At 43.9% G+C, this 12439-nt stretch carries 7 protein-coding genes; 4 read left to right on the top strand and 3 right to left on the bottom strand.

Translation table 11 applies throughout. From position 1 onward, the window contains the following. Nucleotides 1–267: 267 nt before the first annotated feature. Together rodA and QUB16_RS06110 are read right to left on the bottom strand one after the other, a co-directional pair. Nucleotides 268–1527, bottom strand: coding sequence for a rod shape-determining protein RodA (gene rodA / locus QUB16_RS06115; protein WP_333314855.1), 1260 nt, complete (start codon nt 1525–1527; stop codon nt 268–270). A gap of 329 nt (nt 1528–1856) precedes the next feature. Continuing rightward, on the bottom strand, nt 1857–2204 hold the full coding sequence (locus QUB16_RS06110; protein ID WP_333314853.1) for a VOC family protein: 348 nt from the start codon (nt 2202–2204) through the stop codon (nt 1857–1859). Between the two features lie 330 nt (nt 2205–2534). On the opposite strand from QUB16_RS06110, the gene QUB16_RS06105 reads away from it, so the two are divergent. Then, nucleotides 2535–6272, top strand: a complete 3738-nt coding sequence (locus tag QUB16_RS06105; RefSeq protein WP_333314851.1) for a DUF7149 domain-containing protein — start codon at nt 2535–2537, stop codon at nt 6270–6272. Nucleotides 6273–6446: 174 nt separating this feature from the next. Here the strand turns inward: QUB16_RS06105 and QUB16_RS06100 are convergent, their stop codons facing one another. Further along, nucleotides 6447–7355: a sigma-70 family RNA polymerase sigma factor gene (locus tag QUB16_RS06100; RefSeq protein WP_333314849.1), complete on the bottom strand. Its 909-nt coding sequence runs from the start codon at nt 7353–7355 to the stop codon at nt 6447–6449. Nucleotides 7356–8180: 825 nt separating this feature from the next. Between QUB16_RS06100 and QUB16_RS06095 the strand changes: the two genes are divergently transcribed. From QUB16_RS06095 to trxA, 3 genes are all read left to right on the top strand, one after another. Further along, the gene (locus QUB16_RS06095; RefSeq protein ID WP_333314848.1) at nt 8181–9377 is read left to right on the top strand and encodes a response regulator; all 1197 of its coding nucleotides are present in this window, start codon (nt 8181–8183) and stop codon (nt 9375–9377) included. Nucleotides 9378–10110: 733 nt separating this feature from the next. Then, nucleotides 10111–11274 carry a GuaB3 family IMP dehydrogenase-related protein gene (locus QUB16_RS06090; protein ID WP_333314846.1) on the top strand — a complete coding sequence of 388 codons (1164 nt, stop codon included), beginning with the start codon at nt 10111–10113 and terminating at the stop codon, nt 11272–11274. 667 nt (nt 11275–11941) lie between these two features. Beyond that, on the top strand, nt 11942–12265 hold the full coding sequence (gene trxA / locus QUB16_RS06085) for a thioredoxin (protein WP_006631199.1): 324 nt from the start codon (nt 11942–11944) through the stop codon (nt 12263–12265). Nucleotides 12266–12439 lie beyond the last annotated feature (174 nt).

Below are 12439 nucleotides of genomic sequence, written 5' to 3'. Positions count from 1 at the left end.
CAGGAGTCTCACGCGCCTTTCATCCCACACCAACCGAAGCGGTATCGCGCGAGGGATTCCCGTCTGACTAGCTAAATTTTATTTGGGGGCGGGTTCTCGCGGGCACCCCACAAGAATTTTATCAAACTTGGCAGTCATCAAGGCTCGGCTCAGGAAGCGTAAAATTTAGATGCGCCTTGGTCGATCGACAAAAAATACGATCGCCCGCAGAATCTCTCGAAAGAAATCAAAAGGGCGATCGCATTCCCAGAACCCATTACCAATTACCTAATTCCAACGCTTCTTGCGCTGTCGCTGGCTTGCTACAGCCTCCACCAGTCCCAGGCCGAGAAAATTACTCAGCAGCGACGCATTCCCGTAACTTAGGAAAGGCAGCGGAATGCCCGTAACCGGAGCCAAGCCAATGTTCATTCCAATATTTACGAACACCTGAAAAATCAACATTGACAGTACGCCGATCGCCAGCAAAGAACCAAAATTATCGTTAGCAGTTTGAGCGATCGTCACCAACCGGAAACACATTATCCAGAACACCAACAGCACGCAAATGCAGCCAATAAACCCCAATTCTTCGCCAATAGCTGAAAAGATAAAGTCCGTATGCTGTTCGGGAATAAAGTTAAGCTGAGTTTGCGTTCCGTGAAACAAACCCCTGCCTTTCAGTTCCCCCGCCCCAATAGCAATCCGAGATTGAATCAAGTGATATCCGCTGCCTAAAGGGTCTTTCTCGGGGTTTAAAAACCCTGTCAGGCGCATTTTTTGATAATCCTTGAGTACATTCCAAAAAATATGTCCGAGGTGTCCAGAAACAACGTTCACCAACACAGCACCGAAAGTCCCCAACCACGGCCAAGGCAGGGTTCGCCAAGCGATAATACCCGCAACAACTACCCAGGCTATCCAAATCGGTGTAGACAGGTTATTGAAGAGAACTGAAATTAGAGGAGAGAATAGCAATATTAGCCAGCCGGGATTTACATTACCCCAGTAAAACATCCCAATTGTGATCGCGCCGAAGACTAAGGAAGTACCTAAATTTGGTTCGGCAAAGATCAATCCCCAGGGTACAGCCATAATCGCCAGCATCCTCAACATATTACCCACCGTGGGAACAGTCTTGTCGTGCAGGAGAGCTGCTAAAGTGACAATCATGCCTACTTTGGCAAATTCTGACGGTTGCAGGTAAAAGCCGCCGATGTTGATCCACCGCTGGGCGCCGAGTCCTGTAGTACCGATAAAACGCACTGCGATCAGGGACAAATTGATTAATATGTAAATCGGCCATTTCCACTCAATCAGTATTTGGTAACGACAGCGGGAAATGATGATGGCGAGGAACAAACCAACGGCCCCAGTTACCCAGTGCCGCCACCAGTTGATGAGTCCCTGATTAATTTCCACGCTGTGGATCATGATTCCCCCGAAGATGGTGAGGGCGATGCAAGCGCCAAACAGCCAAGGGTCTGCTTCTTCCCAGGGTTTGAAGATTGATTTCCAGCGGTTTCTGACTTGTATTCTCTGCAACATGAGGATTTTAGATTTTAGATTTTAGATTTTAGATTATCGAGCCGATTTTCGGAAGTTGTGGATATATTTCGGATTCAGAGTCTGCACCTTACTTTAGAAGCATCGGTTTGAGTACCTCAGATTATTCGGGGAGTTGTAGCGAGGTTCCGGGAACGGAAGAAGCAACGCCCAACCGGGTATCTGGGTATTTTATTTTTTTCTGTGCGCTTACTTAATTTAGTTCGCGCACGTGGTCAGAAACCGGGTTTTTGTCGAGAAGAGGCGTTACAACTCGCAGAAACCCCTAAAAACCCGGTTTCTTGGGTTTTGATTCGTAAGCCCTAGAATCGTCAGGCCGGTTCGTAAAGGTACTCGAAGCCGTTACCGTCTGGATCTCTGCCGTAGAAGGATGCAGTACCGTCGCGGTGTTCGTGGATGTGGGTGACGGAAACACCCTCGGCTTTGAGTTGTTCGTAGGCGGATTCCATTTCGGTACGATCGTCAAATACAAACCCAAAATGCGGCCCTGCTTGGTCGTAACTCGGACTCAACAGCGCCAATCCGTCCTCTCCTGCTTTCAAATAAGCCCAGTCTGGATCTTTCCAGACTAACTCCATACCCAAGTTGCGGTAGAATTCAGCAGACTTCTCTATGTCTTGCACGCAGACGGCTACGTGTCCCAATCGTTTTAGTTTCATATTTACAAATTTTATTTTTGTGCTTTACTTGATTGTATCTGTTTTCTCCTTGGTCTTCACTGATAGCAACCGCCAAGGCTGTTAACGTACCTTGGTCATTGCTCCCTTCGACTCTTCGACTTACCCTTCGACTACCCGGTTCAGTCAGCGAATCGTCGCCCTGAGCGTAGTCGTTGGGTCGAAGGGTCGAAGGGAACGACAACCCGAAGCTGAGTGGCAACAATAAGCAAAGCGACTTGGCGAATCCTATATAGAAAGCTTTTGAGTTTTATCTACTTCCATTTTTATAGTTAAATTAAATTTTTATAGATAAATTAAAACTTAAAACACATGAACAAAAATAAAATACTGCCGATAAAAGCATTAAATAAAGCATTTCTGAAAGTTAAAGTAAATCGAGATAATTTTGCAAAATTCAAACACAATCTGAGTGTATTGCTCAGCCACATCAACGAAGCAGAATCGGAGGAATTTCATAAAAATCTCGTGATACAGTTTTTGCGTGAAACTTATTATGAAGGCAATTATTTCATCAACACAAAAGGGCGTAATGACCTAGTTATTCATAACGGAAAAAATGCCAAAAACACCGTTGGTGTAATTCTGGAAGCTAAAAAGCCAACCAACCAAGGAGAGATGGTGAAGGTTGACAATCTGAATAGCAAAGCCTTTCAGGAATTGGTACTTTATTTTTTGCGCGATCGCATTTCGGGGAAAAATCTTGAAATCAAATACTTAGTTGCAACCAATGTTTACGAATGGTTCATCTTTGATGCTGGCACTTTTGAAAAAACATTTGCTCAGGATCAAGAACTGGTAAAGCTATTTACCGATTTTGAAGCAGGAAGACTAACAGGAAAAACAACTGAATTTTTCTATAAACAAATTGCCGAGCCTGCTATTGAAGCAATCAAAGACGAGATTACTTTTACCCATTTCGATATTCGAGAATACGAACAATTTTTAAGGAATGCCGAAAAGCAAGATGACAATCAACTAATTTCACTATTTAAGCTGCTTTCACCAGAGCATTTATTGAAATTACCCTTTGCGAACGATCACAACAGCCTCGATAAAACATTTTACAGCGAGTTACTGCACATCATCGGTTTGACGGAAACCAAAGCAGGGGGCAAAAAACTGATCGGGCGGAAAAAAACCGATCGCAATATTGGTTCACTGATTGAAAATGCGATGGAGCAACTTGATAGTTTAGACAAAATATCTCGACTCGAAAAACCCGAACAGTTTGGTGATACTGACCAAGACAGACTATTTAATGTTGGCTTAGAATTAGCAATCACTTGGGTAAATCGTATCTTGTTCCTGAAATTATTAGAAGCGCAGTTGATAAAATATCACAAAACCGATAAATCCTTTATATTTTTGCATTTAAGCAAAGTAAAGAATTATGACGATTTAAATAACCTTTTTTTTAGCGTTTTGGCACGCAAACCACAGGAAAGAAATAGTAGTCTCCAAAATATTTTCGCCAAAGTTCCTTATTTAAACAGTTCATTATTTGAGCTAAGCGAACTCGAACACCGAACTATTTCTATTAGCAATCTCCGGGATGAAAATCTGCCGATTTTCTCATCTAGCATCTTGAAAGATAGCAACGGGAAAAAGCGCACAGGCGAACTTAATGGCTTGGAATATTTCTTTGAATTTCTGAATGCTTACGATTTCAGCAGCGAAGGTTCATCAGAAATTCAGGAAGACAATAAACGGCTGATTAATGCTTCTGTGCTGGGGTTAATTTTTGAGAAAATCAATGGTTATAAAGATGGCTCTTTCTTTACCCCAGGCTTCATTACGATGTATATGTGCCGCGAAACTATTCGCAGGGCAGTTTTACACAAATTCAATCAAACTAATAGCTGGGAATGCCAAACTGTCGATGAGTTGTACGACAAAATTACCAACAAAAAAGCAGCTAACCAGATTATCAACAGTCTGAGAATTTGCGATCCAGCCGTAGGTTCTGGACACTTCTTAGTTTCAGCACTCAATGAAATTATTGCGATTAAAAGTGAACTAAAAATCTTGATTGACAGACAAGGGAAAACTTTAAGAGATCATCAAGTAGAAGTTGTAAATGATGAGTTGATTGTCACCGATGAGGATGGAAAATTATTTGAATATAATCCAAAAAGTCAGGAAAGCCAACGCATACAGGAAACGCTATTTCACGAAAAGCAAACAATTATTGAAAACTGTTTATTTGGTGTGGACATCAACCCAAATTCCGTCAAAATCTGTCGGTTACGTTTATGGATTGAACTTTTGAAAAATGCGTATTACAAACCCGATCGATCCACTGAATTAGAAACTTTGCCGAATATTGATATCAATATCAAATGTGGTAATTCTTTAATTAGTCGTTTTGCGTTGGATGTTGATTTGCGACAAGCTTTAAGGAAGGGTAAATGTGATATTGATAGTTACAAAAATGCTGTGCAAACTTACCGCAATGCTGAGAGTAAAGAGCAGAAGCGGGAAATGGAAGGCATAATCTCATCTATTAAGGGAAATTTTCGCACAACACTTCAAGGAATTGATCCGAAAAAGACTAAATTGAGAAATATTGAGGGTGAGCGTTATAATTTAGAGAATCAAATGTTGTTATTTCAGGAATCAACGACGGATAAAAAGGCACGGGAAAAGAAAATCAATAAGTTAAGTAATGAGATTGATAAGTTAGAAGTTGAAATTGAGGAAATAGAAAGTGGCAAAATTTACGAAAATGCCTTTGAATGGCGGTTTGAGTTTCCTGAAGTGCTGAATAATGATGGTGATTTTGTGGGTTTTGATGTGGTGATTGGGAATCCGCCTTGGGGGGCAAATATAGATCCTAATCAGCTAAAACATATAAAAGCTATGAATTCTGACATTGTTGTTAGGATGGTAGATTCTTTTATGTTTTTTATTAATTTAACATTTTCCATTAAATCAAAATTCGGTCTTGTCTGTCAAATTATTCCTGATGTGATTTTATATCAAATTGACAATGAAAAGTTGCGGGAAAAAATATTCAATAAATCTCAATTAGAGATAGCTTTGAATTTAGGAGATACAGTTTTTGAAGATGTCTCAAGACCTTCTTGCATCATACTCCTCACATCTAACATTAGTAATATTTCTTTGATTGGCGAATATTTTGTTGGCAAATCTGACAAGCTATCTAATATTTTACTAACAGAAATCAATACATCTTTTTTCGAGGATATTCCCAATAAAGCTATTCCTACAAAAAACATTAGTGGCTATCAAATAATTAATAAATATAAACATACCAGATTGATTGAGTTAGTAGATCATGATGAGATTCAAAGAGGCATCAGTCCTGATTTTAAAGATGCTTTTATTGTTGACGATCAAATTATTCAAAAATGTTTATTAGAAAAAGATTTTATTTTTTCTACGATTACAGGTGGTCGAGATCTCAAAAAATATCTAGTTCAAGATGTGGGGAAAAAAATCATTTATACACAAAAAACAGACGATTATCAATCTATTCCTAATATTGTCAGCTATCTACAAACGTTTAAGGATCAGATAACTTGTCAAGAGGTTGAGGAAGGTAAACATCCTTTCTGGTCTTTGCATCGACCAAGAAATAAAGATATTTTCCTTAAACAAGAAAAGATTATTGGTGTAATTACTGGAGACCGAATAATTGTGGGATTAGATTTTAATCAAATATTTCCGACAGATGGATTGTATGTAATGGCGAGTAATGGGAGATATTCCAATAAATTGATTGTTGGAGTTTTGAACTCAAAATTATTAACTTATTTCTATAGATTGTTATCTATGGAAGTGAATAGAACATTGGCACAAATTAAACCAACAATCTTAAAGAATTTACCCGTTAAATTTGACAATGAAAAACTTGTAATACGAATTGAATCAATAGTCGAACAAATCCTTACCGCCAAAAAATCCGAACCAAAAGCAGACACCACAGAATTAGAAAAAGAAATAGATCAACTGGTTTATCAGTTGTACGAATTGACAGCAGAGGAAATTCAAATTGTTGAGAATAATTTGTCCGTTGCTAGCTAATGCCCGTCGAACTATGTTGAGACTGCTAGTGATTTCGTATTCTTGCTGATATCGGTAGAGTTAGGCTGGTGTGGGATAGTCGTCTTTGAGGAATTTCAAAATCACGGGTTACTGATAATGTTTTCAGCTTCTGCTCTTGTCGGGTTGGCTTGGAGTCTGCAACCAGGTAAGCATTCAACTCCACCCCAGAGGACTGAGTGAGGGATACCACCCGGAGTGTAGTGTTTCTAGACATATTGCTGTTACCTGATAATTAATTGTCTCGCCAATGTTTTGAGGGATGGGGGCGATCGAGTCGGATGCGATCGTTTCATCGGATTGTAGGGGCAATCCCCCCGCGCGCGGCGAAGCTATCCCGTAGGGAATCGCCCCACTCGTAGTTGCCCCAGAATCTTGACGCGGTAGGCACGGGGGCACTACCCCTACAGTAAATTCATCTGCGATCGAGGCAACGTCCCCCTTTTTAGACGACTCGGAGGAATCTAACAAAGCATCATCCAACCCTGAAACATACCTGCTCAAACGCTTTTGCAGAATATCTCGTGCCTGTTGGATGCGCTTGTAAACGTTATTGAGCGAGAGAGCAAGTTGTTGGGCAATATCTTGATAGGCAATCTGGTGGCAGTAACGCAGGATAAACGGATTGCGTAATCGAGAAGGAAGAGTATCAATAGCGCGGCGAATGTACTGTCCCAACTCATGATGTAGAAGTGCCTCTTCAGGAGAGTTCAAACCAGAAATAAATGCTGAATTTCCTGTAGCAGCTACTTCTTCAATATCCTCCATCTGCATTGCTTTCCGGCGACGTTCTCGGTGTATATCTATAGCTAGATTATGGGTTAAGCGGGTGATCCAAGCTCGGAGATTGGTGATTTTTTCGGCATAGTCTGGCAATTTATCCAAAGCTTTGAGCATGGCGCGACTGAGCACCTCTTCAGCATCAGTAGGATTCCCCCCCATCCACCTGAGACAGCAACGGTAAAGATAATCTCGGTTCTGCTGCCATAGCTGCCAAAATGCTTTCTCTATATCTTCTGGACAAGTCCGAATGTCTGTTGCAATAACGGATTGAGAATTTGACATGATTTTAAAAGTGGTGAAAGATAAAGGTGAAGGAACATTCCTCTGTTGCTTTTTTCGTTGCACCCCAATCCCGCAAACATCTAGCTCAGTGTGGTCTGAGTATTTATGCGGATAAAGATTGGATTCAGTTACTCTTTTTTTGAGGCTGCATCCTTTCCATGTCTGTATCCTGGCTCCCCTCCCCCGCCCCTGTCAGTCGGAAAAGTCCGATCGTAAAGTCGGAAAAGTCGGACGCCCTGGTTTTACTATCTTTAGATAGAGCAGATCACAGCATGACTGGTACTGTTCTCTGTCTTTTGGTGGATGCTATTCAATAGTATGTTTGCGCGATCGGCATAAAGCAAGTCGGAAAAGTCGGATCGTAAAGTCGGAAAAGTCGGATCATTTGGAGCGTTATGTGAAAAGGGCTTACGCATGGGGGCCCATCACCTGTGTTTTTTTAGGAAAATACAGAGGTTGCAGCCCGCACCCAAGGTAAAAAACCCGGTTTCTTTGGTGGGAGTGCCTCCAAGACTGGTGAAGAAAGAGGTGGGCAAAAATTTAAGCGAACAAACTCAAATAGCTGACGGGGTGACAAGCAACTTAAAAGCCTTGTGCTGACAAGGGTTTAAGCCGATCGCCCTCACACATAATTAGGCGGCGGCCATCCCCTTGTTCGGGTTTCGACAAGGTGGAATCAGGATCGGGGGCGATCGTCCCGGAGCGTAAGTGTCAATAAGTCTGTCATAATAGCTATTAGGAATTTCTCCACCGACTTACTACGGTGTATAACTCAAAATTAGGGTGCAAAACTGAAAAACCTTACCCGATGAGATTGATTTGTATATGACTTTTGAAGAAGCCCTAGAATTTCTCGAATCAGCCTTAGAGTCCCCAACCAGTAAACCGTTAAGTTTGCTCGATCAGGAAATCTTAAAAGCTGCTTGGAAAAACGCAACTTATAGTGCTGTTGCTGACAGCTTGTACCTCAGTGTAGGACATATCAAAGATTTATCTTCCATCCTGTGGCAGCGCATTTCAGACGTAATGGGGGAAAAAGTTACTAAGAATAACTTCCGCTCTCTGCTAGAGAAGCAAAGCACCCAAACTGATCTCGCCGAGGCCAAACTCGAAGGGGAACCTATGACGATGGCTTCGGTAGGAGAAAGTGACCTCAATGAATTAGAAACTTACAAAGGCAACATTTTAATTGTGGATGATCTCCCAGAGAATCTGCGTTTTCTCACAAGAATTCTCACTAAGGAGGGGTATAAAGTTCGCTGCGTCACCAATGGTGCGATGGCCTTGAGGACTGTTCGCCATTATCCCCCCGATGTTGTATTGCTGGATATTAAAATGCCAGACATGAACGGCTATCAAGTCTGCCAAGCCCTCAAATCCGATGAAAACACCTCAGAAATTCCGATTATTTTCTTAAGCGCACTTGACCAAGTTTTTGATAAACTTAAAGCTTTTAAGGTAGGGGGGTCTGACTACATCTCTAAACCTTTTCAGTTGGAAGAAGTGGTAGTTCGCCTCGAAACTCAGGTCACTATTCAGAACCAAAAACGCCAGCTTAAAGAAGCAATTGAGCGACACCAGCAAACCGCAGAAATTGCCTACCAATCTCGCAGCCTGCTGGCAAATTTGCTAAACTCATCTCTGGATGGCATAGCTGCGGTGGAGGCGGTGAGGGGAGATATCGCTGGAGAAATTGAAGATTTTCGCTGCTTGGTAGTTAACCCTGTCTTTGCCAGACTCTTAGGGAAAAAACGAACAGATTTCGCGAGCGAACCAGTGCTGAAAAAACTGCTTAATCAATTGAGTCCTGGAGTGTTTGATTTATTAGTAGAAGTTGTTGAGACTGGAGAATCGCTTGAAGGAGAGGTTCATCTAGAAAGTGATTACCTTGGCAAATGCTATTATTTCACTGCTGTTAAATTGGGAGACGGTTGCTCAATTACCATCCGCGATCTTACAGACTTAAAACAGTCGGCATTAAAGTCAATGATGGAACAGAACCAACGGCGTGTTATCAAATAGGATAAACGGCGCTTACGCAATCTGACCCAGAAACCGGGTTTATGAAGTGCAGTAGGGACACGGCACCATGCCCACTCGTGTCAACTTAACATACAACCAATAGTCCGGCAGGGAATGAATTCCCTGCCTCAAAGCGAACGTCCTCGCTATGAGGACTGAGAAGAAAAATTTTAAACTCATTAGTCCTCATAGCGAGGACTTTAGCTATAAGCCCCGTGGAATTCATTACCGCTAAGGACTGGCGGGCCCACTAGCGGACTTGGCGGACTGACAGCTTAAGTTGTCACCAATGCCCTGGGCCGTTTCCCTACGGGGAGCGATCCCAGGTGTATTTCATAAACCTGCAATCTGCTGTATCATCATTCACCAACGTGAACAAACCTGACGGTCAACTGAGTACAGTTAGACCGCAGGCTTCTTTTTCCTTTTTTTTCTCAGGCTTTTTATAGTGAGGTAGTTCCACCCCCACTTGCTAATATAGTATCAGAGTATTTCCCGAGCATCTTGGGGTATAAAAGAATAATTGTCGGTTTCGGTACCGAAACCCGACGAGCCTTTCATCACGCGGGCGTAATTCCCAACGGGGTAGTTCGCGCAGCGCTCAGATTAATCCCCTCTAAATATACGTCCGGGACTTCCCGGCTGGTAGTTAAACTCATTTGCGCGATCGCTACCTGCCGACAGGCTACGATTTTGTTACTCTAATTTAAATACATTGTGGAAGTGAAACAGCGTGAATATTGAAATTGGGCGGGGCAAAAGTGCTCGCCGAGCTTACGGCATAGATGAAATCGCGCTCGTACCAGGACAGCGCACCCTCGATCCGAGTTTGGCAGATACCAAGTGGCAGATTGGCGGGATCGATCGAGAAATCCCGATTATCGCCAGCGCAATGGACGGAGTAGTCGATGTCCGCATGGCGATTTTGCTGTCGGAATTGGGAGCAATGGGGGTGCTCAACCTAGAAGGAATTCAAACCCGCTATGCCGACCCCCAGCCAATATTAGAGCGCATCGCGAGTGTGGGGAACCACGAATTTGTTTCCCTGATGCAGGAACTCTATGCCGAACCCATCAAGCCAGAATTAATTGACCTGAGAATTAAAGAAATTAAAGCTGGAGGAGGGATTGCCGCCGTCAGCGGTACACCGGCCGCTGCGAGCAAATACGGTTCAACAGTTGCTGAATCGGGAGCCGATATATTTTTTGTGCAAGCAACAGTAGTCTCGACAGCTTTCCTTTCCCCTGAGTCGATCGCGCCTCTAGACTTAACTCAATTCTGTCAAGAGATGCCGATACCAGTAATTTTGGGCAACTGCGTCACCTACGAAGTCGCCCTGAATTTAATGAAAACTGGCGCTGCGGGCATTCTCGTGGGCATTGGGCCGGGGGCTGCTTGCACATCTAGGGGCGTATTGGGTGTCGGGGTTCCCCAAGCCACAGCGGTAGCAGACTGCGCCGCCGCGCGGGACGACTACTATCGCGAAACTGGCAAATACGTGTCGGTGATTGCTGACGGCGGTTTAATTACCGGCGGCGATATCTGCAAGTGCATTGCCTGTGGTGCCGATGGAGTGATGATTGGTTCGCCCTTTGCCAGGGCCGCCGAAGCTCCCGGCCGGGGCTTTCACTGGGGGATGGCGACTCCCAGCCCGGTTTTGCCGCGCGGCACTCGGATTCGCGTGGGGACTACGGGTACTGTGGAGCAAATTTTGCGCGGGCCCGCCCTCCTAGATGACGGTACGCACAACTTGCTCGGAGCTCTGAAAACTAGCATGGGCACCTTGGGCGCTAAGGATCTTAAGGAGATGCAGCAAGTGGAAGTGGTCATTGCTCCTTCTCTGCTGACTGAGGGTAAAGTCTATCAAAAAGCTCAGCAGTTGGGCATGGGTAAGTAGATTTACCGATCGAATACCAGCATACCTTGACAAAATTTGTTCCACAGTCTCGAAATTTACAGAATATTGTGGAATTATCGAGAAGGAGATGTCACAATAGAAGAAGCGGAGACGCATGTTTCCGTTCACTCCTCACACCACACTCCGCCCGGACTACTGTTCGGGCGGTTCCTTTTTTGCCGGAAATCTTGGCTCTTGCTTACTAGATACAGAATTGAGGCTTTTAGCTCCGGAGAGGGGAAGAGGGCACGGCGGTTTCATTCTCACGAAAATCAGGCTTTTGTAGGGGTAGTGCCCCCGTGCCTACCCCTCCCACAGACGATGATCGCAGGCGTTTGCGACATGGGGGCAGCCCCTACAAGAGCGACATGGGGGCAGCCACTCTTTGCTGCCCCTACAAGAGAATGAAACAGCCCTAGGGAGAGTGGGAGAGTGGGAGAGTCTGGGATGGCGAGAATTTTTCTTCTACATAAGTGCATTCTGCCTTCGGAAACATAAGTGCCTTCGGAAACATAAGTGCCTTGTTCCTTCAGAAACCTTGTGCCTTCTTCCTTCTACCGTCTTCCTTCTTCCTTCTGAACCATTCTGTTAAAATCGTTGACGCAAGTGGTTACACTTTTTGCTAAACTTGTTATCCGAGAAATAGTATTTACAAGGATGGCTAGGGATGTCAGCAGCCGCGCAAGTAACCGACTCTACCTTTAAGCAGGAAGTGCTCGATAGCGAAGTTCCAGTTCTAGTGGATTTTTGGGCTCCCTGGTGCGGGCCCTGTCGGATGGTGGCGCCCGTCGTAGACGAAATTGCCCAGCAATATGAAGGGCAGGTCAAGGTAGTAAAAGTTAATACCGACGAGAATCCTAACGTGGCCAGCCAATACGGTATCCGCAGCATTCCGACGCTGATGATATTTAAGGGCGGTCAACGTGTGGATATGGTGGTTGGGGCCGTTCCGAAAACTACTCTGGCCAACACTCTGGAAAAGTACATTTAACTGAACTGCGAGCGGTTTCGCGCTGTTCTTTTTGGGCCGCGAAAGCTAACTCCCTTCAGAACCGGGGCAAAGCTACGGGAAAAGTTATTAGTGGCCAGCAGGGCAATTTGCTGGTGGCTATTGGCTTCTAACTTGGGCTTGCCCCTTAATTTTTATTAGCGACAATTTGTTATC

Origin of the sequence: Microcoleus sp. D3_18a_C4, assembly GCF_036702415.1 — a bacterium.
GTDB lineage: Bacteria > Cyanobacteriota > Cyanobacteriia > Cyanobacteriales > Microcoleaceae > Microcoleus.
This window is presented reverse-complemented; position numbering and strand designations above follow the sequence as displayed.